The sequence below is a fragment of the Shewanella sairae genome (assembly GCF_023283535.1).
Lineage (GTDB): Bacteria > Pseudomonadota > Gammaproteobacteria > Enterobacterales > Shewanellaceae > Shewanella > Shewanella sairae.
The window spans coordinates 47,926-73,737 of record NZ_JAKILT010000021.1; the positions used below are offsets into that span (position 1 = coordinate 47,926).

Here is a 25,812-nt window from a genome sequence, read left to right on the forward strand (position 1 = left end):
TTTCAATTCAAAACTGTTACACTGAGCCTAATTGTGGTCAAACCAGAAGTCTTTTATACGATGGCAGTAGAACAAGCGACAGTTTCAGACAATCAAGCACCTCCACCAGCAGATAAAAAAGTTACAGAAGCAAATTACTGTGCCAAAGAAGAACTGGCTAACAGTATTAGTCATGGACTCGGTGTCATTCTCGGTATTGTTGGACTTATCCTTTGCTTACTAGAAGGTTATGACCACTTAAGCTTTATCCAGTTAACAGGCGTTGTTGTTTACTGCGCCAGCATCATTTTACTTTTCTTATGCTCAACGCTTTACCACAGTGCTACCTCACCGCTTTTAAAACATAAGCTTAAAATTGCCGACCACTGCGCCATCTACCTGTTAATAGCGGGTACCTATACGCCATTAATGCTGATCACCTTAACCAGTAGCGATGCCGATTGGGTATTAATGGCCATTTGGTCACTCGCCATAGGCGGGATTTTATTTAAAACCCTATTTATTGGTCGCTTTAAAGCCTTCAGCTTAATCCTGTATCTCGTTATGGGCTGGCTATGCGTTACTGTGATGCAAGATCTCATCGCCAATATGTCTGACTTAGGCTTTAACTTACTGATAAGTGGTGGACTATTTTACAGTTTAGGCGTGATTTTCTACGTAGCAAAAAAGATCCCATTTAATCACGCGATTTGGCATCTGTTTGTTCTAGGTGGTGCGGTATCTCATTTCTTATGCATCTATTTGACTGTAATTTAACTCACTGATATTGCAGTTATCTCGACCCGTTCGATACTAAAAAGGCGCGTACTGCGCCTTTTAAAATTATTCATCTACTGATAACTTGCAAAAATCAATAAACTGTTCGGTCAACAAGTTAGCTTCACTTAGCATATCTGCCCGTTTAAATAACTCAATAATGCATTCTAAAGTGCACAAACCACCTTCAACCTGATTACGCCTTAAATTAAACTGAGAGCTTGGCGTATTATCAAGTGAAAAAGTTCGCGCCGTCTTAAGATAAGGGCTTTGACGCAACATTTTGCGCGCCTCTTGCCAGGTCGCATCTAAAATCACTAACGTAGTTGGTAATACCGCAGGGCTAATATTACGATTATCAGCAGATCCTTCTTCATCGGCGGTTTCATCACTGTCAACATTGCTTTTGAGCATCGCTTTCCCGTCACTTGGGAACAATAATGCCGTTTGCGGTTCAGCTAATTTATCCAGTAGCTTTTGCGATGGTGAAACCCGTGACCACATGATGCGTTCACAATGTTCAGGCAAACAGTTAAGTGCAATAGTACCGGTATTCGTTTGCCGAGTAGCTTCGCGTTCATGGGTGAGCAATATGACGTGCAATAGAAAGACTCTTTTGGTATTTAGCGTAAAACATTGAAAGCCAGATTATAACCTTATATCCGCTCATATAAGAAGTTGAGCAGCTTAAAAGGCTTCTTGGTCAATTCATTCAAAAGGATAAATACAATCATCATTATTCCTCTATAAACGCCCAGATAAGCGACTAAAATATACTTTAGTGAAAGTCTCTCGAGCGAAGCTGTAGCGCCTCTAATGCATGAGAAATATCATATAGCTTGCCCGCTACCACATGAGTCACACCCGACTTTCGCTCTAAAATTCCGGTGACTTTCATTATTTTTGATACCAAATACACTTGCCGCTGCGCCCGTGCGGTTGCGCTCCAGACCACCAAATTCACATTCCCGGTTTCATCTTCTAAGGTGATAAAGGTCACGCCGGATGCTGTACCAGGCCTTTGCCGCCCCACCACTAACCCAGCCACAGTCACCACTTGGCCGCTACGGCAATCATCTAACTGCTCTGCCGTAAGACAATGTTGCAGTACTGAATGTGTGTTTAGCCTTTGCTGAACACCTTGAATACTCGTCATTCCCTTACCTTGTTTTGTCATCACTTGCTGTCTAAGCAATGCCATGGGATGCTCGCCTAACGTCACACCTGTGTAGGCATAATCAGCCTGCATTGACTCGGCAACACTTGGCGCTGGTAAGCTGACGGCTGCTGTTGAGAATGAATGTTCCAAGCTTGATGACGGCTTACTTTGCTGACGATATTCATCTAACGCATTGAGCTCTTGCTCTTCAAATAACGGTAAACTTGCTTGGCATGCAGACAGCTGCCAACGTACTTGATGACGATGACCAGCAACCGCCACAAATGCATTGGCACTCGCCAGTATTTCTAGCTCGTGACGTGCAATACCCAGTTGATAAATTTGCTCTATTTGTTTAAATCCTGCTGGCGGTCTTTGCGCCACCATGCGACTTATCTCTTTACAATTGAGCCCTTTTACTAAGCGAAAACCTAAACGGATCTGCATCGTACCAAGAGCTGACCTTTCCAATGTATGTTGCCACTGACTGTGATTAATACACACTGGGAGTACGGTAACCTTATGCCGCTTAACATCTTGAATTAATTGAGATGGGCTATAAAAACACATCGGCTGACTATTGAGTAACGCGCAGCAAAAAGCGGCGGGATAGTGATATTTTAAATAAGCAGAAACATAAGCTAATAACGCAAAGCTCGCTGAATGGGATTCTGGAAAACCGTACTCGCCAAAGCCTTTTATTTGCCGATAAATTTGCTGTGAAAATTCCGCGGAGTAACCACGGCTCTGCATACCCGTTAGCAATTTCGCTTCAAATTGTTGTAACTCTCCCGAACGTTTCCAACTCGCCATCGCTCGCCTTAACTGATCGGCTTCACCACCCGAAAAACCAGCAGCAACCATAACAAGTTGGATCACTTGCTCCTGAAAAATAGGCACACCCATAGTTCTAGACAGTACTGCTTCAACCTCTCGGCTTGGATACGTTACCTTTTCTAATCCGTCGCGGCGCTTTAAATAGGGATGTACCATATCGCCTTGAATCGGTCCGGGCCTCACTATCGCTATTTGCACCACTAGATCGTAATAACACTTAGGCTTAAGCCTTGGCAGCATTGAGGTTTGCGCCCGAGATTCCACTTGAAATACACCAATACTGTCGCCCCGTTGCAGCATTTGGTACACCTCTGGTTGCTCCCAGCAAATATCTGCCATAGTAAATGCTTGAGCTTGCTGTAATTGATTGGCGTTATTGCAAACTTTAGATTGGCCTACCAACTCAAAACATTTGCGAATAGCAGTTAACATTCCTAAGGCTAATACATCGACTTTAAGCAAGCCTAAGCTTTCCAAATCATCTTTATCCCATTGGATAACGGTTCTATCTGCCATCGCTGCATTTTCAACAGGCACTAGCTCACTTAATGGACCTGAAGAGATAATAAAGCCGCCCACGTGTTGCGATAAATGCCTTGGAAAGCCTAAAATTTCTTGTACCAATGGCAACCAATATTGACCAATGCCTTCTTTAGGGATCAGCGACTTAGCTTCAAGCTGTGCTAACCAGTCAAACTCGCTATCACGCCTATCTATGCTCGCTAACATATGATCGATATGTTGTTTATCGATACCGAGTGCCTTGCCGACATCGCCCATCGCACTTTTAAAGCGATAGCTAATAACAGTAGCCGCCAGTGCAGCTCTGTCTCGGCCATATTTACCATAAATATATTGAATCACCTCCTCTCGCCGTTCATGCTCAAAATCCACATCAATATCAGGAGGTTCATTACGCTCTTTAGACACAAAACGTTCGAACAACATATTCACTTTAGTCGGGTCCACCTCGGTGATCCCTAAGCAATAACACACCACTGAATTTGCCGCTGAGCCACGGCCTTGATGTAAAATTCGCTGCGACTTAGCAAATTGGACAATGTCGTAAATGGTGAGAAAGAAATACTCGTATTGCATCTCCTTAATCAGCTGCAACTCTTTTTCATATTGCGCTGTAACCTCAAAGGGGATCGCATTGTTAAAGCGCCACAAAGCACCTTTATAAACTTCTTGTGCCAAATAATCACTCGCGCTTAAATGGCTAGGCACCACTTCGCTTGGGTATTCATACTTAAGCTCATCGAGCGAGAAATCACAGCGACTCGCGACCACAAGACTATTGTCCAACCAAGCTTTAGGATAACGCTTAGCTATTGCAACTAAAGGCTTTAATGCGGTTTCAGCATTCGCCAATAATAAATCCCCCGCATGCTCAAGTTGGCTGCCATGACGTATACAGGTCAACACATCGAGCAGTTTTTGGCGCTGCTCAATGTGCATATGCACATTACCGCTAGCCACACACTCAAGCTGTAATTGCACAGCTAACTCACGCCAGAAATCCAGCTTTAAAGCCTCTCCTGCAACCAAACTGCGTTCCATCATCAAATAGCAGCGGTCTTTAAAGCTGGCCGCAAGCTTGCAGCCAATTTGCAAGGATTGCTGCATATAATCTTGTAACCGTGTCGATAGCGCTATATTTGGCTGATGAAGCTGACACGGGCGTTGTGGTTGCCACAACAAAATGCATTGCTCAAGTCCAGTTAATAACTCTATAAACTCCAGTTGATAACGGCCTTTTTCTGCTCGGCGGCGACAACGGCTTATCAAGTGACTAATTTGCCCATAACCTTTACGATTCATGGCTAATAGCACGAAAACACCTTCATCAATTCGAAACTCGGCCCCCACTAGCAAACGGATCTCATATTTTTTAGCGGCTTCATAGGCTTTGACGACACCCGCGAAGGAGCACTCATCCGTTATCGCTATCGCTTTATAACCTAGCTTAGCTGCTTGCTCCACCAGCTCATGAGGGTGAGATGCACCACGTAAAAAACTGTAGTTAGAAATAGCATGTAACTCGGCGTACATCAGCTAAACCATCCATGTAAAAAAAAGCCATCTGCCACTTGATACACCCAGCAAAGTCCACCATCAATATGACTGGCAATATAGTAATCTCGGCACTGTTCATCTTGCTGCCACCAATGTGCTTGCAAACGCTCAGGTCCCTTGATTAATGCAATATCATTCATCGCAATGGCCGTTGGAGTCGCAAGCAACCAAAGTGGTCGACATGCGCCCGCTGCCAAAGTTGATTTCGCCTTAACAGCAACCTGACTTTTTCCGATATGTTCAAGTCCAAGGCTTTGCCAGCAGTGCTCAGGAAAATGAGCCGATATAGACTGTAACCCCTTAACTTTATTGGCTCCGAGCCTTGCTTGCAGCGTCGATAATAAGTACTGACAAGCCCCCGCTTTACGCCCTTTTTTTGCCTGCTGATCCAGTAATGCCGCTTGCCCTTGAACCGCTGGGACAAACTTGTCTGCGCGGAGCTCAATTTCAACGACAGGTTGGTATAGGGTCATCCGTGTAAGCTGCATACGGCACAAACTTAATAAAGCCTCGCTTCTATGCTCCGCAAAGGGGTAGTGAATAGTGATCTCAAGGGGCGGCAGTTCTTGATCTCGATAGTGTAAAATTAACCTTAATACTGGCAGCGCCCATTGCCGTTGCAGTAAATACCCTGCCATATCATCAATCATACGTTTTAAAGGAAACACGATGCCCTGCATCGATTCGACCTCATAAAGCAAAGTCAGCTTTTGTTGGTATTCATTTGCGGGCTCAAAATAGCGCAGTGGCTGAGGCAGCTGCCCGGTGATTTTTGCCATCATTTGCAGTAAGGGTTTGCCGTAACGCTGACCTAGCTCCTTTTGCGGTAAAGCCGTTAATGCAGAGAAAGTATGTAGGCCCATATCATTAAATGCTTGGCGTAGATAAGCAGACACAGGCAAACCTTGTAAGGGTAATGTGTCGAGTAATAGCGCATTATCGTCATGCTGTAAGTAACGCTGCTGACGCTGCAAAACCTCGGCAGAGACACTATCTCGCGATGGGTGATAAGAACGAGTGCCATCAGGCACATCCGCAGTTTCCTCAATGTCAGTCGTTACATAAGTCGGTGCTTGTTGTGCCAGTAACTGTGCAGCCAATGGCGTCTCAGCAATCGCCAATTGCAGCTCTAAGCCTAAACTGATCGCACGCCTTGCATACTGTTCAGCCAAGTTTTCTACGCCATCAAACACTAATGCCATCGAGCTAACCTCCATAACAAGGCAGTTGCTGACAAATTCATTGACAGCAAATTTACCGCGCCCTAAAAGCGATGACTCGACACGAGTATGAGCACATTGCAAAGGCACCACCCGCGCGCTAAAGCTGTAACTCCATTGACATAACCACTGACAGGCTTGCTCGACCATATCTTGCTCAAATTCAATTAACACCACATTGGGTAGTAAACTTTGCGCCGTACTCACACTCATACCAATATGGATCCCAGCATCTGCAGCAACTCTGTCTTGCGCCAACACTTGTAGCGACTTAGGCGCAAACAGTAAGCAACCTTTCGTTAATTGCAGTTCATGACGATATTTAAGATGTTGAAATGCCCAATCAGGATAATATGCAGCAAGCCATAACATGTTAATGCTCTCGAAAAGTAAGTTGGCTCAACTAGACCAAAACAGAATATGGGGCTAATCGGCATTGCTTGCTGAAGCCATTCGTGATGTTTGAGCGATTAGAAATGCTTGAGTGACTAGGGTTGCTTGAATTATGCCAATTTGCCTTAGAGTCGCTAGCCACCAGAGTTAAATTCCCCCGTTCTCGCGGCGCAATAGCCAGCTCGCTCGTCTCTGCTAAGCCAAGAGTCGAGTTAATCGCGTTTTCTCGAATTAAAAAGTGACTTGTGCCGAGTAAGCTCTCTTTTAAATGCTCGGGTAATAAGGACAAATTAAACTCAGTACTGGGCCAGCCGCCACGACGTTTGATGATATTAATTTCTGTATCGCCACATGCGCGCTTGGGACTTGATTGATATGAGCTGAGCTTATGTGAGCTGTGCGTATGTAAATCATGTTTCCGCAAATCGTTTTTATGTGAATAGTGCTTCTGGCTCAAATAATTTTGCGGCTGTTTAACATCAAAAAACTCACGTTTTAGTGATAAACGCAAACTCACGGGATGACCATTATCTGCCAGTTTGCTCGGCAGATATAAAATACATAATGCTTGGCCTTTTTCTGCAGCCAACTGTAAGCGTCTAGATTCTGTCACCGATAAACCATCTAGCCAGGCTAATACCAAGGGTACTGAACCACTAGATAAGGCTTGCTCAATTGCCCAGAGTTGCTCTTTTCTGTCTGGTGTATCAATCCAAACTAACCGTTCAACCGCTATGCCTTGTTGTTCTAGTGCATGTGGGTAGGGAATATGTGGCGGAGCAACCAGCATCACTAAGGCATCACTCTCTATCGATTCTGATTGCCCAACTTGCTCACTATCGTCCTGCACCTGTAAGTTAGCGTCGGCAAGGGCTGGCGATGTTAAAAAAGAGCCCGAAACACCAATTAATTGCTTTAATAGCGGTAATACAAGTGTTAACTCCCCTTGCCCGTTACCATCATACAAGCATTCACATACACCTTGTTGTGGCCAGCCGTTATCAGCTAAGTGACTATCAAGCAAAGTAAAACCGCTAGAATATGCACTTGTTGGCGCTTGCCATTGCTCTCCTAACCAGAGATCTTTACGTTGTAATAGCGCGGCTAAGGGTTCACTTACCGCAGCCCTATTTTGGATAAGTTCTTCCCCCTTGGGAGCATAAGTAGAACTCGCTACTTTCATTTCTCTCGCTGTTAGCGCTTTAGCGTAACTCATGTTAATGCACCTATTTAGCCAACAACTCACTAACTGCTGAGTTTGACCCAAAAACAAACACTGTATACTTATACAGTATAATTATCTTTTGTTATATCGCAAGCGATCCACAGCGCAAAAAAAAGCGCCCCTCAAATGAGGGGCGCTTTTAAAGTCGATAAAAACGAATCTTCGGCTATTAGTAAGCCAAATAATTCATTATTTTATTTAAACTTCTTCACTTTCTTTAATGCAATTTGCTGTTTAAGCATAGAAAGATGGTCGGTAAACACGATGCCATTTAGGTGGTCCATTTCGTGTTGTAACACAATCGCTAAAAATTCATCGGTATCAATTTCAAACGCTTTACCGTCACGGTCTAATGCAGAGACTTTAACCCCTTCATGGCGGTTCACTTTAGCGCGGTAGCCAGGAATAGATAAACAACCTTCTTCACCTTGATACTCACCACGAGACTCAACGATTTCAGGGTTAATCAACACGATTGGCTGATCACGCTCTTCAGACAAATCGATAACCAAAATTGCATGTAAACTACCAACCTGAGTCGCCGCTAGACCGATACCGTCTTCGGTGTCATACATAGTTTCGATTAGATCATCGATAAAGCCTTGTACAGACGCAATATCTGTTACAGGCACAGCTTTGCGCTTTAAGCGCTCATCGGGGATCGTTAAGATGTCTAACACTGCCATATTTTTATCACACTAAATGTTAACTATAAAATTCGCGCTATTATGACCTAATCATCAATAAAGGCAATCTCGAGTTCCATTTAAAGTCAGCAATCCCTCTAGTTTAGGGGGTACTAGCGCAATAATGAGCTCAAGCAAGCCCTATAACTTGCTCATACAACCCCACGAATCCGTTTCTATTTTGCACAATTGTCGCCACTTTTTATTAACATGTGATAGCATGATTAAAATTGCATAAAATATACGGATAATAATATGACTCAAGCAGGACGCACTGCGCTGCCCGCTACTTTCTTTGTTGCCAATACCATGGAGATCTTTGAACGCCTCGCTTGGTATGGCTTCTTTGCCTTGTCATCCTTATATATGACCTCACCACAAAACCAAGGTGGCTTAGGCTTTTCAGAGCAAGAGCGCGGCCTATTACAAGGCATGATCCCTTTTTTTCTTTACCTATTTCCAGTGCTAACAGGCGCGCTCGCTGACCGCTATGGCTACCGCAAAATGTTTTTAGTCGCCTATGCCATCATGTGCCCCAGTTATTATTTACTCGGCCAGGTCGATACCTTTATGGGATTTTTTGTCGCTTTTATGGGGGTTGCTGTTGGCGCGGCCTGCTTTAAGCCTGTGGTAACCGGCACGGTGGCACGCACAACAGATGAAACCAACCGCGGCTTAGGCTTTGGGATCTTCTACATGATGGTCAATATCGGCGGATTCTTAGGTCCATTCATCGCAGGTTATGTAAGAGCAATTAGTTGGGACTGGGTCTTTATCATGTCTGCTTTTTGGATTGCGGTTAACTTTATTCCTGCCTATTTCTTTTATAAAGAGCCAACAGATCAAAATCAGCAAAAAGGTAAGCCTCTTACAGCGGTATTTCAAGATATCCAAGAAGTGCTGGGTAATGCGCGTTTTGCTATTTTATTCTTCGGCACCCTCGTTATTTTGATGTCTTATGGTGCCAAGTGGATCACAGGTGAAACCACACTGATCATTTATGCCCTTTGGTTCAGCGGGCATATTATTTGGGACAAACTCGCTTCTTCTAAAAAATCAGCCCCTTGGTATGCACAAAAAATTAGTTTAGGTAACAAACCTTTTGTTATTTATCTACTGATACTTTCTGGTATGTGGATGGTATATCAGCAAATTTTTATTACTTTACCTATTTATATTCGCGATTTCGTTGATACATCAGATCTGGTATTGATGCTTGCGTCTTATCCGGATTTACTGCAATTTTTTGCACCTGTGGATATTAGCCTATTACAATCTGAACTCACTCGTCTAAGCAGTGAAGTAGCAAGTGGTACGCTCAATGCGAAACAAGTTTACTTTGAGCTAGTCCATACTAAAGTCATGGTACCAAACACTGAGATCAGTCAAGCCTTAGCCGCTATCGCGCAAACGCCGGCTGCAGCTGTCGAGTACGCACAAAGATGGGCAAGTGAGTATCGTCAAATCAACCCAGAATATTTAATCGGTGTTAACTTCTTATCAATCGTCGTGATGCAATTAATGATCAGCCGTTTTGTTGAGCGATTTCAAGCGTTACCCGTCTTAGTTGGCGGCACTATTATTCTCGCCCTTGGCACTGCAATTGGCGGTGTAGCTCACGGTGCAATTATGGGCGGTGCTATGGTGCTTACTTCTATTCTGGTTTTTTCTATTGGCGAAATGGTCGCTTCACCAAAGAGCCAAGAATATGTGGCAAGCTTTGCACCACATGATAAAAAAGCCATGTTTATGGGCTATTACTTTGTCTCTTCTGCGACTGGTTTTTTACTCGCGGGGCCATTGTCGGGTTACTTGTATGCTGAAGTCGCAAAAGGGGCTGAACGCCCTGATTTAATGTGGTACATCATTGGTGCGTTAGGATTACTAACAGCGCTAGGGTTAGTGTTGTTCCATAAGTTTGGCACCACCCCACAAGCAGAGTCTCAGCCTAGTGTCGCAATCGCCTAAGCCTGACTCTTAATTAGTCTCAATAAGCAAAAAGCCCATGTACGATAGACAACATCGTACATGGGCTTTATTTAAGCTAGTTTATTCGCTAAGCGACAATTAAAACTGAGAACGTATAGCGAATACCCATTGAGTATCTTCACTCTCAATTCTATCAAGCTTTTCCCAGTCATACTGATAACGCACCAGCCAAGACCATTGCGGATTAATTTGATAGCCCAGCGCTAACCAACTTCTGGCTTCATAACGCTCAACACCATCAATGCCAGCATTACCTTGAACATAAAACTCGCTATACCAATGTTCGGTCATAGGTTTTAACACTGTCATACTGGCATTGGCAGCAGTGCTGTCCTTATAAGATTTTACCGCTAAGTGATTTACCGCTAGCTCAGTAAAGACGAGAGTGCTAAACCAGCCTTGATGCTCGGTCATTAAACCCATCTGGTATTGGTAATGGTTAGCTTTTCCTTGCGGAGTATCTGTTTTACCATGATCTACAGAGGCTCTAAAGTTCACATCACGGGTTGAATACAGATAACCTAAATGCCATTTATCACCGTCAAAATTGGTGTTAGCCGAAAATTTTTGATGACTCGTTGCAAAACTGCCACCTAATTTAAATGTGTCGTCGTCAAAACCTATATAGAGTGAACTATTGAGATTTAAAGGGTCAGCGATATGACGAAAATCACTCGCCAAAACAGGTGCCGATGCCACAGAAAGTAATAACAAAGACCCGATAAAAGGACGCAAAGCCTTTACTGACATTATATATACCGTCAAAAAAGCGCTATTATTACTTTAGCGCTAACTATCAGCAAGGGCTTTTACCTTATATTACAACAACGTAACAACAGTAAAACACTAACCCAAATAAGTAACAGCTGCATCAGGCTTTGCGCCAATAAACAGTATAATACCAATCAGTATAAGAATTTGATCTACTCAGAGCGGTTTTTGGCAAACTAATTCAAGGCGAATAGCAGCAATAATGGTTATTCCCTTATAAAGCTAATCAACGCAAAAGTAGGCAGCCCAAAACGCTCCAGAATGGCGAGTTTTAGCGATTCTGATGCTGTGTTAACGAGCTCGAACGTAGAACAACTATGCCCTTTACTCGTTGCGAGCTGCATGGATGCAGCAAATGTCATTAAAGCAGGAGCACTTAATGACCTAGCCTCAAAACCGCTAAACTCTCGCTGAGTGGCTAAATGTTTATACTGATTGGTATAAGCCGCGTGCTTAACTTGATCTCTCGCGCGTTAAAATTTACCGTCATTAAGGACGTACAATGCAAATAAGCAGTCAAACTTCAGCAATGAGTCAAATATGGCACATAGTGGCAATGATCCCCGAAGGGAAAGTATGCTCTTACGGTAAGGTGGCCGATCTTGCAGGCTTACCTGGCCGTGCCCGTTATGTGTCTAGAGCCTTAAAAATGGCACCGGGAGAGCTAAAGTTACCTTGGCACCGCGTAATTAACAGCCAAGGTAAAATATCCTTTGCTGAAAATACCGAGCCTTTTATCGAGCAGATGCAACGACTACGTAGCGAAAATATTGTTGTGAATCGCGGTAAGATCAAAATGGCAGAATATGAATGGCAGCCAGATCTAGCCACATTAGTCCTTTCAATACCATTTTAAGCTAAGGCTGTTAAACTAATAGGTAACTGACTCGCAGCAAAAAAGATTCTATGCCATTGTTTGTACTAAGCAGTGATAACAAATAGCCTACTTCAATCGAGCATCACATAAGGCTATTGAAGGTACCCAAAATAGAAGGAGTTATCTTTGTTAAAAACACTCATAATCTTATCTGTAATAACTTTATTATTTGCCAGCCCTGCTAGTCAGGCCAATATTAGTGCCTTAACTCCTCACACTGCTGAGTATCAAGTCAACTACGGCAGTATTGAGCTTGGACGCGCCCGCTATATTTTAAGTGCACCTGACGGCAACTTATTTCAATATCGCTTTGATAGCGATGTCGGACTGCTACTTTTATCAGATCAGCGCCATATCCGCAGTGACTTTACCTTAGAGGCCAACAACCACCTCGAACCTATGCGTTACTCAGTTGAACGAACAGGCACAGGCCCAAGCTTCAGAGAGCAAGCGGCTTTTGCCAAAGGTCAAAACGTGGTGCACAGCCGTTATAAAGACGAACGCGCTAAATTCCCTTATGACAGCGAACTATTTGACCCGTTAATGGTGCAGCTGCAATTTAGACTGGATATGCAAGCCGATAAAAACGAGTTGCATTACACCATGGTTAAAGAAGGCGAAGTCGACGACTATGCGTTTAAAATTGTCGGTAAAGAGAGAGTGAATATCGAAAGTGGTAGCTATCAAACAGTCAAGTTTGAGGTGATCCGTACAAGCAAAAAACGCCAAACCTTTTTTTGGATGGCACCTAAGCTTGGCTATTTACCGATCCGCTTGACCCACTTTGAAAAAGGCAGTAAACAATTAGACATTAAGTTACTCAATTATCAATTTGAGCAATCTGCGGCAGCCAACGCGCCTAAACAAGCACAAATCGATGAAGCTGCGAGTAACACCGAGGGGGAGTAATACCAATTGCCAAATAGCAGGCTAATATGTGGCTAAACCATACAGTTTAACAACAAACAAGCTAACAACTCGCTAAATAGGTTTTAGCGAGTTGTTTGTGAATATTAACTGTATTAGCTAACAGATGAACTCATCAGTTCACCTTTTTTAAACAGCTTCCACTCACCAGGGCTAAGCACATTCCATTGCTCATTATTGGTTAATGGGCGAGTTGCAATCACAGTCACCACATCGTTAGGCGTTGTCTCTTTATCAAAATCAATCACTACATCGGTATCAATCAATTTTGCCTTACCAAAAGGTGCTCGGCGAGTAATGTAGCAAAGGTTATTGCTGCAATAACTCATTAAATAATCGCCGTCACTTAAGATCATATTAAATACGCCTAAAGCACGGATTTCATCGGCTAACGTTGAAATATATTGATAAACCGCCAATCTATCAGCAGGTGCTGTGTCACCAAACTTCTCGACTACTTTGTCCATTATCCAACAAAATGCCATTTCACTGTCGGTATCACCCACAGCGGTAAACCGCTTAGAAACAAACTTGTCCTCATAATCACTGAGCTGACCGTTGTGCGCATAAGTCCAATATTGCCCCCATAATTCACGGGTAAAAGGGTGAGTATTCTCTAACGATACACAACCTCGGTTAGCTTGCCGAATATGACTAACAACCACTTCGCTTTTAATCGGATAAGACTTAATTAGCTGCGCAACATGGGATTCACTACTGGGTCTCGCATCTTTAAAGGTGCGATTGCCTTTGCCTTCGTAAAAAGTAATCCCCCAACCATCAACATGTGGTCCGGTAACCCCACCTCTTTCGGCAAGTCCGGTAAAACTAAATACAATATCTGTCGGAACATTGGCACTCATGGCCAGTAACTCACACATTAATCTTAATCCCGTCTATCTACGACTTCATCTCCGTATTCTAACCACTTGATAGCCATTGTGGAATGTTTGTCTACACACAATATTTAAACATTTGTTTGAAAAATACTTGTATTAAAATTAACTAAGGTTTAGATTTTATGAGACACAGGTCTGACCACGCACTATAATTGTGAGGAAAGGCGCAAAACAAATGCCTTTAGGTCAACTTTAGGTCACAAATATAAAGGAGAATGACAGTGACGACCCTACTTTGGATCTTGGTGATGATTGTGGCGATAGGTGCTTTTGCCTATCTCAGAGTCTCTCTACTAACCGCCACCCTCGGCACCGCGATTGTATTAGCAATCGGTACCGGCGTAGGCTACGCAAGCTCAATACTTTGGCTGGTTTTTCTTGCTATTGCCCTGCCGCTTAATGTCAGCTCCTTTAGACAAAATGTGATCACTCGACCATTACTCAAAATGTATCGTGGCATCATGCCTGAAATGTCTTCTACCGAAAAAGAAGCCATTGAAGCGGGTACAACTTGGTGGGAAGCCGATCTATTTGCTGGCAAGCCTGATTGGAACAAGCTTCACAACTACCCTAAAGCAACATTAAGCGCCGAAGAACAAGCTTTCCTTGATGGTCCTGTTGAAGAAGTTTGCCGTATGTTGAACCAACATCAAGTTTCCCATGAGCTTGGTGATCTTCCTGAAGAGATTTGGCAATACCTTAAAGATCACGGTTTCTTTGCGATGATTATTAAGAAGAAGTACGGCGGCCTAGAATATTCTGCTTACGCTCAGTCTCGTGTACTGCAAAAACTTGCAGGTCTCAGCAGTGAACTCGCATCAACAGTCGGTGTGCCTAACTCTCTTGGTCCTGGTGAACTACTACAGCATTATGGTACCAAAGCTCAACAAGACCACTACCTGCCCCGCCTTGCTCAAGGCCTTGAAGTACCTTGCTTTGCATTAACGAGCCCAGAAGCCGGCAGTGATGCTGGCGCAATCCCCGATTTCGGTATCGTGTGTAAAGGCGAATGGGAAGGCAAAGAAGTACTGGGCATGAAACTCACCTGGAACAAGCGTTATATTACCCTTGCGCCAGTTGCAACAGTGCTTGGTCTAGCATTTAAACTGCGTGACCCTGACCAATTGCTAGGTAACCAAGAAGATTTAGGCATTACCTGCGCCCTTATTCCAACAGACATTGAAGGCGTTGAAACTGGTCGCCGTCACTTCCCACTAAACTGCATGTTCCAAAATGGACCAACACGCGGTAATGAAGTCTTTGTACCATTGAGCTTTATTATTGGTGGCGCCGAAATGGCAGGCCAAGGCTGGAGAATGCTAGTTGAGTGTTTATCTGTTGGTCGTGGTATTACTCTGCCATCAAACTCTGCTGGTGGTATAAAAACAGCAGCGCTTGCAACAGGTGCGTACGCTCGCATTCGTCGCCAATTCAAGCTGCCTATTGGTAAACTGGAAGGCATCGAAGAGCCTATGGCACGTATTGGCGGTAACGCTTACTTAATGGATGCGGTAACCTCACTCACTACCACAGGTATTGATCTTGGCGAAAAACCATCGGTGATCTCTGCCATCGTTAAGTATCACCTTACCGACAGAATGCAGAAGTGCGTTATCGATGCCATGGATATTCATGGCGGTAAAGGTGTGTGTTTAGGCCCGAATAACTACTTAGGCCGCGGTTATCAGGCTGCACCGATTGCGATTACCGTAGAGGGTGCCAACATTCTTACTCGCTCTATGATCATTTATGGTCAAGGTGCTATCCGTTGTCACCCTTATGTATTAGCCGAGATGGAATCAGCGTTTGACCCTGATGCCGATAAAGGCTTACGCGACTTTGACGCGGCAATTTTTGGTCATATTGGTTTTACTACCAGTAACTTTGTCCGCAGTTTCTGGATGGGACTGACTTCAAGCCGGTTCTCAAACGCGCCATATTCAGATAAAACTAAGCGCTATTACCAGCAGATGAACCGTTTCAGTGCCAACTTAGCCCTGTTATCTGACTTAGCTATGGCTACCCTTGGCGGTAACCTTAAGCGTAAAGAGCGTATTTCAGCTCGCTTAGGTGATTTGCTCAGCCAGCTATATCTTGCATCTGCAACGCTTAAGCGTTATGAAGATGAAGGTCGCTTAACCGAAGATTTACCACTGGTTCAGTGGGCTGTTGAAGACTCACTCTATAAACTGCAGTCTTCATTAGATGAGCTATTGGATAATTTCCCAATGGGACTGGGTATTGCACTGCGCGCTGTGATCTTCCCATTTGGTCGCCCACTTAAACGCCCAAGCGATATCCTTGACCACAAGGTTGCTAAAATTATGCAAACACCTTGTGCCAGCCGTGACCGTTTAGGCAAAGGTCAATTCTGGACTGCAAGCGAGCATAACGCAGTGGGGATTCAAGAAGAAACCTTTAAAGATATCTTAGCGTCAGAACCTATCTACGACAAAGTCTGTAAAGCTGCAGGTAAACGCCTACCCTTTATGTGGCTTGATAAAGTAGCAGCTGAAGGTAAAGCGCTTGGTGTACTAAGCGAAGCGGAAGTGGCACTACTTGAACGTGCTGAAATAGGTCGTATGAAGTCTATCAATGTTGATGACTTTGATCCTGAAGAGTTAAAAGCACGTACGCTTGAGTATGCTAAGCAATTTGAAGCGGCTTAATTCAAATTGACTGTGACCAAGTAAACAAAAAAGGCTTAAGTATAACGACTTAAGCCTTTTTTATTGTCATGACACTGACATTTATAAAGGTGCTCAGCTCGCTGTTTACAGCTTTTTCAACTGTTTCATAAAGTCTGTCATATGCGGCTTAAACTGTTTGAACAGCTCCACATCGCGATTTTTTAACATCACTTCACCGAAGAGTTTTAAACCGACGGCAAAGGCAACGGCATCCGCTTCTTCTAAGTCCATTTTAATTTTGATCATCTCGACGATTTTGAAAATATCGTCATGATTACGCGCTTCAAACTGCAACGAATTATCATCGATAGGCAGTCCTTTCGCATCTTCTATATGCTCTAGGGTAACTTTATATAAATGGCCCTTCATGATTAACTCCTTTGTAGAGTAATAAGTTTCACTCTGCGATAGCTAAAAGCTTCCGATTAAGCGCTTTCATAAAAGGCTTTAATTGAAAGCGCTTAAAGAAAGCTCTTAAAGAAAGACGATTAACTAAGGTCTTTGCCCAGCTCAAACTGCATATAATAAAATCGGTCATCTTGCTGCACCACACTAAAGCCAAAAGCTTGGTAAAGCCTAACTGCAGGGCTAATTTTAAAGACTTTAAGCTCAATGAATTTAAGCTCAATCAATTTAAAGCTTGCCTGCTTTGCTATGCGCACGACTTCGCTTAGTACTTGCTTACCAATACCTTTATTTTGAAACCGGCTATCTACCTGTAAATCTCTAAGCTGACAACTATCGTCCTTAAATGACAATCTCAACACCCCAACAGGCTCACCATTAAGTAAGATTTGATGATTATCTAAATCCTCAGTCATGGTTAAGATAGTTTGACTATCCCAGTTTAGCCCATACTTTTTATAGTATGGCTGCATATTTCTGAGCGTTAACTCTGCTGCGCTGGCTAAATCATTGGCTGCGGATAATTCAATCAAAATCGCTCTCCTTTATGTGCCGCTTAGTATTGAGGTTTCATAAAGTTAGCAAACTATTGAAGTTAAAACTAAAACAATTTAGCTAATTGCTCACTTCAGGGGAATGAAAGCTAGATTAAGAGCTTAACGCAAAGCCCTTTAACTAACGTAAAATTAATCTTTTGATATACCGAACTTAAACAACATTATGCCGCCAAGTCTATCGCCTGCTCCCGTAAGTAATCCATGCCAGCTAAGAAACCACTAAACATTTTTAAGGCGATGAATTGCCCTGATTCTGTAGTACGGTAATCATTCCCCTGCTTAATTAATGCACCAGCAGCCAATAGATAAGTCAGCTCAAGCGGAAAAGCCTGCCATAAACTTTTGCCTGTATGAGCTTTAAAAAGACCATTATCTAAATGGCCTTTGCCCATCATAATCATCAAGTGATGCTGATCTATCGATTTGCTACTGAGCAGGTTGTGGTAATTGGTGCCGACCCCACCTAGCTCAATCAATTGAATATACTTATCAATATTAAAGCTCGATATTTGAAACTGCTCACCAAAACGGCCAAATGCGCCAGAACCAACACCAAAGCAATTCTCACCATCGAGAACATATTTGTTTTCAACTTTTTGACCAAAATTACGACTATATGTCCAAGGGAATTCCATCAAATAACGTTCAGCCATCACTTCTTTCACCGCTAAAAACTGTGGCCATAAGTCTTTAGGGCTACCTGCTAAGCATTGCGATTTTTTACGGCTTTTACCTATTCCGACCGTCAATGGATAAGTGGTTATCTGGTCGGGTTCAAGCTGCATCATACGTTTAATATCGGTCACGACGCTACTCGGGGTCTGCCCTTTAAAACCATACATTAAGTCTACATTTACTGTTGGAAACAGTTCTATACCACGTTGAATATGAATGGCTTGCTCATCACCAGAGCCAAATTTCTCATACCTTCCGCTAGCTTTTAATATATTGTCATCAAAGCTTTGTAAACCTATCGACATCCGGTCAACTAAACCGTTAAGAACTTCAGGGTTTCCGGTTTTAAAATAGCTAGGATCTGTCTCACAAGAGACCTCTCTGACTGTTGTGAGACTTTTAATCAGCTCAATCGTTTTAACCAGCTCATCTTCTAAAATCGTTGTAGTGCCGCCACCAATGTACACTCGGTTAAAACGCAACCCTCCCTCTATCACTCGGCGGATCTCTTTACGCAAAGCCGCAAAGTAAAGTTTCGCTTTTTGCTCGTTATACTTTATTTTATGAAACGAACAGAAACGACATAGGGTGTGGCAAAAAGGAATATGGATATAAAGGGTTTCAATTTTTTGCTGCTTAATAAAGCTTAATGGCGACTCACCCAAAGGGAAAGCTTTAGCATCCGCTAAACTCAGAGATTGCTTTATGGTATGTTGCATCACCAAATCTAGACTTTGTGTTGCTATAGATAAACGTAATTCTGCAAATGACATAACTCACCTTGTGATGATGAATTTACCTGTAACTCAGGTAAGCGGTGTCTCTACCTTACTCCTTGATTCTATTGAAAAGTGTGTTACAAAGCAGATGTTTACCCATAAATATCATCACAGATACTATGTCTGTCACAGAACCTAGTATTGAATCATATCGCTAACACTCATCTCAGCTAACAACACATGTAACGGGTATTACCTAACTCTGCGAGCGTTAATTACTTTAGCCATCAATAAGCGATTTTTTCATGGGTACACAATCTAAACTGATCCCTCTGGGTGAATGGTAGGTAGATATACACTCCCCAATAAATCCACATGCGCGATAAAAGCCTGCCGCATTGAGAGTAGAGTCCAATTTTATTTCAGTCAGATTATGTTGTACGGCTAACTGTTCTAAAAATGCCAACATCTGCTTAGCAGCCCCTCGACCAAAGAAATCAGGATCAACAAAAATGCCATCAAGCATACCGCTATCAAAGCTAATTTTACCGCTACCAATCACCTGGTTATTAACAATAGACACATAAAAGTTTTGACAAACATCAGTGATAAACTCATTAGAGATCTCTCCTTGTGTCCACAGCGCAAGTTGCTGTTGTGTATAATAGTTTGCACAGTTTGCAACAATACTGCGGTTACGAAGCGAGTAAATAGCTAAAGCATCTGACTCCAACGCTTTTCTGATTGTAATCATTTTATTAGCCCAATCTATTAAACCTACCCTAGAGTAACGATGCTCTGCATAAGCTGCAATCCACATGCCTCGTATGTACCCGATATAGACATTCACCTTATATTGAAGTCTGATGCAGTGAGTATCATTTATGAATGGCGATATACCTATTGGGGATACGAGACCAAAGATGATTTAAAGGTAGAATAATGCAACTGCTATTATTGCCCATAATGCAAGAGGGGTTACCGAGGAGAACTTAATGGACTTACCATAGAGCCGCTAAACTCTCGCTTAGCGGCACATGTTTTTACAGCTCGCAATTAACTAAGCAAATAGAACCAGCTAGTTCAAATCAAAGCGATCTGCATTCATTATCTTAGTCCACACTGCAATAAAGTCCTCCACCAACTTTTGTTGATTATCATCTTGAGCGTAGACCTCCGCATAGGCTCGAAGGATTGAGTTAGAACCAAACACCAGATCTACTCGAGTAGCTGTCCACTTAACCTTTCCAGTTTCACGATCGCAGATCTCATACAGATTATGACCTGCTGGTTGCCACGTATTGTTCATGTCAGTCAGATTAACAAAGAAATCATTTGTCAGTGTTCCTTTGCGTTCGGTAAGCACACCGTGGTTGGCACCAGCGTAATTGGTCCCCAATACCCGCATACCACCTAGGAGCACTGTCATCTCTTGTGCTGTGAGTCCAAGTAGCTGTGTTTGATCAAGCATCAACTCTTCAGCGCTAACGGCATACTCTTTCTTTAGCCAATTACGATAACCATCATGAAGTGGCTCTAATACATTGAAAGATTCAACATCGGTCATATCTTCGCTAGCATCACCACGGCCAGGGGAAAACGGTATCTTTGTAACATGCCCAGCCGCTTTAGCAGCTTGTTCTACGCCCAAGTTACCAGCTAGCACAATCACATCTGCCACACTAGCACCAGTTTTCGCAGCAATAGGCTCAATCACGTCCAGTACTCTATTGAGCCTTTCTGGCTCGTTACCTTGCCAGTCTCTTTGTGGCGTTAAACGGATCCTTGCTCCATTTGCCCCGCCGCGAAGATCAGAGCCCCTAAATGTTCTCGCGCTATCCCAAGCAGTGGTGACCATATCGCTGACACTCAGTCCACTTGCCGTTATTTGTGCCTTAACCGCCTCCACATCGTAATCGCTGCGCCCTTGTGGAACAGGATCTTGCCACAGCAAGTCTCCATCCGGTGCATCTGGGCCGATATACCTTGTTTTGGGTCCCATATCACGGTGGGTTAGCTTAAACCATGCTTTCGCAAAGACAGCAGAAAAGTATGCGGGGTCTTGATAAAAACGTGCAGAAATTTTTTGGTAATCGGGATCCAACTTCATCGCCATATCTGCATCGGTCATAATCGGGTTATAGCGCCGAGTTAAATCTTCAACATCAACAGGCTTGTCTTCTTCTTTAATATTTATCGGCTCCCACTGCCACGCTCCAGCAGGACTTTTATTCAGCTGCCACTCATGGTTAAGTAGCAAGGTAAAGTAACCGTTATCCCATTGAGTAGGATGCGTAGTCCACGCCCCTTCAAGTCCGCTCGATACGGTGTCACGGCCGATGCCGCGTTTGCTGTTATTTATCCAACCTAGGCCTTGGTCTTTAATATCTGCTCCCTCAGGCACAGGCCCTAACAGCTCTGCATCATCATTACCGTGGCATTTACCTACTGTATGACCACCAGCGGTTAACGCCACAGTTTCTTCATCGTTCATAGCCATACGACTAAAGGTCACGCGAACATCTTTAGCCGTTTGAAGTGGATCGGGATGCCCATCTACACCCTCTGGATTAACGTAGATAAGTCCCATCATTACCGAAGCTAATGGGTTTTCAAGATCGCGCTCACCGGAGTATCGGCTCCCTTCGCTGCCACTAGGCGCTAGCCACTCCTTTTCTGCTCCCCAGTAGATATCTTTTTCAGGATGCCAAATATCTTCACGGCCAAAGGCAAAGCCATAGGTTTTAAGGCCCATGGATTCATAAGCAATTGTGCCAGCGTAAGCAATCAAGTCAGCCCAGCTCAGCTTGTTGCCATACTTCTTTTTAATTGGCCATAGTAAACGACGCGCTTTGTCTAAATTAACATTGTCAGGCCAGGAGTTCAGCGGTGCAAAGCGTTGATTGCCCCGACCCGCACCGCCTCGGCCATCAGCGGTACGATATGTCCCTGCAGCATGCCAAGATAAGCGGATCATTAGTCCGCCATAATGCCCCCAATCTGCAGGCCACCAAGGCTGACTGTCTGTCATCAACGCGTGTAGGTCTTTCTTAAGTGATTGGACATCAAGTAATTTCACCTGCTCTCGATAGTTAAAGCCTTCTCCCATAGGGTTAGTCTTACCATCGTGCTGATGTAAAATATCGAGATTGAGCGCCTTAGGCCACCACTCCATATTCGACATACTGATTTCAGTTGCGCCGCCATGCATCACAGGGCATTTTTTGTCAGCCATAAACCTTCTCCATTGTCTAATGAACCCCTTTCAAACGGTTAAACATAATATGTTCCCCCCTTGAGTTAATTAGTGTAGTTGCTTATGGTGACTTTTCGACATCCTGTTTGATTTTACTCACCTTATTGATGGCAAGGTGGTATACCCGCTAATAAACGGCGTTCAACAGGTATGTAGCGGCTATAAACTCAGTCGTTATCATTAGCGATAGCTGCTGCAGCGCCAATAATCGCCCCACCCACTATGACGCCTGTCAGGAAGTTATCATTGTTATGTTTCCACCGGTCATGGCGATTATCCTGCAATGCATGGCGGATTTCACGGCGTGCTTCGCGTTTTTCTCTGGCAACCTCACGGTAACCCTCACGTATTTCACGTTGAGCACATTTACGGGTCTTACAACGTAATACTTCACGGGCCGCTTCTCGCTTCTCGCGGTTAACTTCGCGGTATCCTTCACGGATCTCTTTGTGTACTTCATAGCGACCAGCATTAGCATCAAAGCTAACAAGACTTGAAGTCATCAATACCGTCGATACCATTATGGCAAGTGTTAGTCCTTGTTTCATTTATCTTCTCTCGTGTCTTGATGAAATACAGCTGCACGTTTTTCAAAGTTTGCCAACGCTTCGGTACACTCCTGCTGATTGAGCTCTATATTGCTGCCGTAACCAAAGCTGGTGGCATAGAAAAATGCTCGATCGCTCCCCAAAGTACGGCTAATTTGACTATTAATATTCAACGCTTCGGTTTCAAGTTGCGCTTTTTGATCTACAGCCACGCAGCCCAGTGCTAAGCCCGCCAAATAGCCGAAGTTCTTCAGCCCTGTATCGATTTGTTCTTCGGTTGGTACAATATAAGATTTAGCAGTATTGGCCATGACTGGTGCTGTCAGTGCCGTTATGGCGACAAATAATAAAAAACTTGAGGGGCGATGCATCATTTTCTCCAGGTACCTAACCCTTGATTAATTTCACTTATTGAAGATTTATACTTCACTATAAGTGAGTCTATTTCAGCGATAACTCGCTGATGACGCTATTAGGCCTATGTGAAGATGAACGGAAACTGAATGCCGACAGCACCTCAGGCAACAACGATTAAAAAATAAACTTAGAGGTAGATTAATGGTGCACAAATAGGCTCATTTATTTCGAGGTTAAGACATTTGCGTTTCTCGCAAAAAACTAAGGCCAATTGCAGTGCTTTAGCGATTGGTCTTGAGTAAAGCATTCTGATTAGTCGTATATTGAAGAGCAGTAATTAACCATCAGTCAGTGATATAAAAAATAGGTTCAGATTAGAACATTTCAACATAGAAGCCTATCTCTGAGGCTCTATGTCAAAATAACTCGCCATATCTGCTATTCGCGCAGCCCGTTTTCCACGCTATCAATATTGACCTCTAATTTAATGGCATCGGCAGGAATTAGACTAATCAACTCAACACCAACGGGTAGCTCGGTGTCCATTTCAGCGTTGATCACCCTCACCTTCCCCTCTTGCAGATAAATAAGAGGGATCGCGCCTTGTGAATATTGCGCCATAAACTTAGCGTAATTAAAATTTTCTGTTAGGCGAGTACTTTTTATGCTGGCGCCTTTTGCCATTAAGCTAGCAAGCTTTGAGTAAGAAACCGCTTCGCCAAATAAACATAGTCGCTTTAAGTAAGACTCTGACAGCTGATGACGCGCACTGGAGGTATCACTATTATTCAGCCCGTACACTTTTTCTTCACCAAATACATCTTGAAAATAGAAACTCACTAATGGGTTTAACTGCCGGTAAGGAGACACAACTAATACTCGGCCAATCCCAGCCATGTTCATATGGTTTTCTGCATGTTCTGACGCCGGATTACCAAAATATACCGGAATATTGTCCATACGAGCCTGACGAATATTGTCCCAGTTATTATCAGCAAGTAATACCGTTATGCCTTTAGATTGCAGTGTTTTAGCCAAAGCACGTGAAAAACTCGATGCACCGAACATCAGTAAGCCTTGAGAAGAATCAGCTGTAACGCCAAGCACTTTAGCCCATTTCCCTGCTGTTAGGCTTTGAATAACAACCGTGCCAATAATGATTAAAAATACCAGAGGTACAATTAGCTCTGCACCTTCAATACCAATGGCCTCAAGCTTAATCGCAAACAGGGACGAGACGGCTGCCGCCACAATACCCCGAGGGGCTACCCAACTCAAAAACCACTTGTCTCCTTTAGACAAGGAGGTGCCAATGCCGCAGCACCAGATACTCAAAGGACGCGCTATCAGCATGACGACCGCTAATAATGCTAGACCTTCCCAGCCTAAGCTTAATAAAGCATCAGCATTAAGTCGCGCAGCTAAAAGAATAAACAATGCAGATATAAGCAAGACAGTAAGCGTTTCCTTAAACTCTAAAATATCTGCAATATCAACACCTTTCATATTAGCGAGCCAGATCCCCATGACAGTCACAGAGAGCAAGCCAGCCTCCTCTTGCAGTAGGTTCGAACCAACAAATACAGCAAGCATTAAAGTCAGTACCGCGGTATTGCGTAAATAATGCGGTAAAAGGTTATTGCGAAGCACTAGACCAACTAAGTAACCACTTATCACCCCGAAACCCAGCCCTACGGCTAACATGGCACTTAATGCATGTAATACATGAGTTGTTGGATCGGCCGCAACGGCAATATATTCAAATACCAGTACTGCAAGTAAAGCACCTATAGGGTCAATAACAATTCCTTCCCAGCGCAATATACTCGCTAGTTCCGTTTTTGGCCTTACACTTCTGAGCATTGGCACAATAACCGTTGGCCCTGTAACCACGACTAATGCCCCAAATAGCAAGGCCATTGACCACTCAAAATCTAGCAGATAAAACGTACCGACCGCGATACAAGCCCACGTTATCACGGTACCTAATGTGACTAAACGCGTTACCATCACACCATGTTCTTTAATTTCTTTAAAGTTAAGTGTCAGTGCGCCTTCAAATAGAATAACGGCAACACCGAGTGAGATAATCGGGAATAATAGATCGCCAAAAATGGCGTCAGGCTGTAAGAACCCAAGCCCAGGTCCTAGCAATAACCCACAAAGTAGCAGCGGTAAGATAGCAGGTAGTCTCAGTTTCCAGCCTATCCACTGACAAAACAACGATAAAACACCTAGCAAAGCAAGCATCGCAGTGATCTGCTCTAGCATAGCCTATTTCCTTATCTGAACGTTTCAAGTGAAACGATGTTTGTTAAAACATGCCGTTGAGTGTAAAAACTATAGTAAAACCTGAGTAAAATACGATAACACTAAGAAAAGTAAATCAAAATTATCGTTAAATTATCTGAATGTACAATAATAGTGCGAGGTGCGAGGCAGGCAAGATATAGATTTAAAAGGCGTATAACGAAAAAAGCCCTTACACTCTGTATTAATAAGAAATGTAAGGGCTTTCATCTTTGTGTTGGCGGAGCGGACGGGACTCGAACCCGCGACCCCCGGCGTGACAGGCCGGTATTCTAACCAACTGAACTACCGCTCCTAAACTTTTAAGAAACCATTATGTCGATTTCTAAAGTCATTGTTATGTCACTAACATGACTTACAACTAACTAAAAAAGTTAGCTTTACTTAATTGGCGGAGCGGACGGGACTCGAACCCGCGACCCCCGGCGTGACAGGCCGGTATTCTAACCAACTGAACTACCGCTCCAAAACTTTTTT

The 25,812-nt window shown here is 43.5% G+C and carries 20 protein-coding genes and 2 tRNA genes; 5 read left to right on the plus strand and 17 right to left on the minus strand.

Features of this window, described 5'->3' with window-relative positions; all coding sequences use genetic code 11:
* The first annotated feature begins 60 nt into the window (after nucleotides 1-60).
* Nucleotides 61-756 carry a PAQR family membrane homeostasis protein TrhA gene (gene trhA / locus L2748_RS10725; protein ID WP_220780730.1) on the plus strand — a complete coding sequence of 232 codons (696 nt, stop codon included), beginning with the start codon at nucleotides 61-63 and terminating at the stop codon, nucleotides 754-756.
* Nucleotides 757-822: 66 nt separating this feature from the next.
* Here trhA and L2748_RS10730 read toward each other — a convergent pair whose 3' ends face one another.
* The 5 genes from L2748_RS10730 to def all read right to left on the minus strand — a co-directional run bounded on the left by L2748_RS10730 (nucleotide 823) and on the right by def (nucleotide 8,355).
* The gene (locus L2748_RS10730) at nucleotides 823-1,359 is read right to left on the minus strand and encodes a tRNA-uridine aminocarboxypropyltransferase (RefSeq protein ID WP_220780703.1); all 537 of its coding nucleotides are present in this window, start codon (nucleotides 1,357-1,359) and stop codon (nucleotides 823-825) included.
* Between the two features lie 175 nt (nucleotides 1,360-1,534).
* Nucleotides 1,535-4,807: an error-prone DNA polymerase gene (locus tag L2748_RS10735; RefSeq protein WP_220780704.1), complete on the minus strand. Its 3,273-nt coding sequence runs from the start codon at nucleotides 4,805-4,807 to the stop codon at nucleotides 1,535-1,537.
* Complete coding sequence (locus L2748_RS10740) at nucleotides 4,807-6,423, minus strand: Y-family DNA polymerase (protein ID WP_220780705.1); 1,617 nt, start codon at nucleotides 6,421-6,423, stop codon at nucleotides 4,807-4,809. Before L2748_RS10740 ends, L2748_RS10735 begins: the two co-directional genes overlap by 1 nt.
* A gap of 31 nt (nucleotides 6,424-6,454) precedes the next feature.
* Complete coding sequence (locus tag L2748_RS10745; protein WP_220780706.1) at nucleotides 6,455-7,660, minus strand: hypothetical protein; 1,206 nt, start codon at nucleotides 7,658-7,660, stop codon at nucleotides 6,455-6,457.
* Between the two features lie 203 nt (nucleotides 7,661-7,863).
* On the minus strand, nucleotides 7,864-8,355 hold the full coding sequence (gene def / locus L2748_RS10750) for a peptide deformylase (RefSeq protein ID WP_220780707.1): 492 nt from the start codon (nucleotides 8,353-8,355) through the stop codon (nucleotides 7,864-7,866).
* A gap of 255 nt (nucleotides 8,356-8,610) precedes the next feature.
* On the opposite strand from def, the gene L2748_RS10755 reads away from it, so the two are divergent.
* On the plus strand, nucleotides 8,611-10,323 hold the full coding sequence (locus tag L2748_RS10755) for an MFS transporter (RefSeq protein ID WP_220780708.1): 1,713 nt from the start codon (nucleotides 8,611-8,613) through the stop codon (nucleotides 10,321-10,323).
* A gap of 99 nt (nucleotides 10,324-10,422) precedes the next feature.
* Here L2748_RS10755 and L2748_RS10760 read toward each other — a convergent pair whose 3' ends face one another.
* Nucleotides 10,423-11,094 (minus strand): hypothetical protein, encoded by a 672-nt coding sequence (locus L2748_RS10760; protein ID WP_220780709.1) that lies wholly within the window; start codon nucleotides 11,092-11,094, stop codon nucleotides 10,423-10,425.
* Nucleotides 11,095-11,617: 523 nt separating this feature from the next.
* Here L2748_RS10760 and L2748_RS10765 point away from each other — a divergent pair.
* Nucleotides 11,618-11,971: an MGMT family protein gene (locus L2748_RS10765; RefSeq protein WP_246616129.1), complete on the plus strand. Its 354-nt coding sequence runs from the start codon at nucleotides 11,618-11,620 to the stop codon at nucleotides 11,969-11,971.
* Nucleotides 11,972-12,118: 147 nt separating this feature from the next.
* Nucleotides 12,119-12,901, plus strand: coding sequence for a DUF3108 domain-containing protein (locus L2748_RS10770; RefSeq protein ID WP_276521570.1), 783 nt, complete (start codon nucleotides 12,119-12,121; stop codon nucleotides 12,899-12,901).
* A gap of 113 nt (nucleotides 12,902-13,014) precedes the next feature.
* On the opposite strand, the gene L2748_RS10775 is transcribed toward L2748_RS10770, so the two are convergent.
* On the minus strand, nucleotides 13,015-13,800 hold the full coding sequence (locus tag L2748_RS10775) for a class II glutamine amidotransferase (RefSeq protein WP_220780710.1): 786 nt from the start codon (nucleotides 13,798-13,800) through the stop codon (nucleotides 13,015-13,017).
* Between the two features lie 239 nt (nucleotides 13,801-14,039).
* On the opposite strand from L2748_RS10775, the gene fadE reads away from it, so the two are divergent.
* Complete coding sequence (gene fadE, locus L2748_RS10780) at nucleotides 14,040-16,487, plus strand: acyl-CoA dehydrogenase FadE (protein ID WP_220780711.1); 2,448 nt, start codon at nucleotides 14,040-14,042, stop codon at nucleotides 16,485-16,487.
* A 105-nt stretch (nucleotides 16,488-16,592) separates the two neighbouring features.
* Here fadE and L2748_RS10785 read toward each other — a convergent pair whose 3' ends face one another.
* The 10 genes from L2748_RS10785 to L2748_RS10830 all read right to left on the minus strand — a co-directional run bounded on the left by L2748_RS10785 (nucleotide 16,593) and on the right by L2748_RS10830 (nucleotide 25,801).
* The gene (locus tag L2748_RS10785) at nucleotides 16,593-16,877 is read right to left on the minus strand and encodes a DUF3861 domain-containing protein (RefSeq protein ID WP_220780712.1); all 285 of its coding nucleotides are present in this window, start codon (nucleotides 16,875-16,877) and stop codon (nucleotides 16,593-16,595) included.
* A gap of 119 nt (nucleotides 16,878-16,996) precedes the next feature.
* The gene (locus L2748_RS10790; RefSeq protein ID WP_246616130.1) at nucleotides 16,997-17,446 is read right to left on the minus strand and encodes a GNAT family N-acetyltransferase; all 450 of its coding nucleotides are present in this window, start codon (nucleotides 17,444-17,446) and stop codon (nucleotides 16,997-16,999) included.
* A gap of 185 nt (nucleotides 17,447-17,631) precedes the next feature.
* On the minus strand, nucleotides 17,632-18,918 hold the full coding sequence (locus tag L2748_RS10795) for a coproporphyrinogen III oxidase family protein (RefSeq protein WP_220780713.1): 1,287 nt from the start codon (nucleotides 18,916-18,918) through the stop codon (nucleotides 17,632-17,634).
* Between the two features lie 226 nt (nucleotides 18,919-19,144).
* Entirely contained in the window at nucleotides 19,145-19,618 is a 474-nt protein-coding gene (locus L2748_RS10800) for a GNAT family N-acetyltransferase (RefSeq protein WP_220780714.1), read from the minus strand.
* A gap of 324 nt (nucleotides 19,619-19,942) precedes the next feature.
* Nucleotides 19,943-22,099, minus strand: coding sequence for a catalase/peroxidase HPI (katG, locus tag L2748_RS10805; RefSeq protein WP_220780715.1), 2,157 nt, complete (start codon nucleotides 22,097-22,099; stop codon nucleotides 19,943-19,945).
* A 188-nt stretch (nucleotides 22,100-22,287) separates the two neighbouring features.
* The gene (locus L2748_RS10810; RefSeq protein WP_220780716.1) at nucleotides 22,288-22,668 is read right to left on the minus strand and encodes a hypothetical protein; all 381 of its coding nucleotides are present in this window, start codon (nucleotides 22,666-22,668) and stop codon (nucleotides 22,288-22,290) included.
* A complete protein-coding gene (locus tag L2748_RS10815; protein WP_246616131.1) occupies nucleotides 22,665-23,042 on the minus strand; it encodes a hypothetical protein in 378 nt (125 codons plus the stop codon). The genes L2748_RS10810 and L2748_RS10815 overlap by 4 nt, the downstream gene beginning before the upstream one ends.
* A gap of 421 nt (nucleotides 23,043-23,463) precedes the next feature.
* Nucleotides 23,464-25,296 (minus strand): cation:proton antiporter, encoded by a 1,833-nt coding sequence (locus L2748_RS10820; RefSeq protein WP_220780717.1) that lies wholly within the window; start codon nucleotides 25,294-25,296, stop codon nucleotides 23,464-23,466.
* A gap of 257 nt (nucleotides 25,297-25,553) precedes the next feature.
* Nucleotides 25,554-25,630 (minus strand) — tRNA-Asp (locus L2748_RS10825).
* 94 nt (nucleotides 25,631-25,724) lie between these two features.
* A tRNA-Asp gene (locus L2748_RS10830) sits at nucleotides 25,725-25,801 on the minus strand.
* Nucleotides 25,802-25,812: the final 11 nt, after the last annotated feature.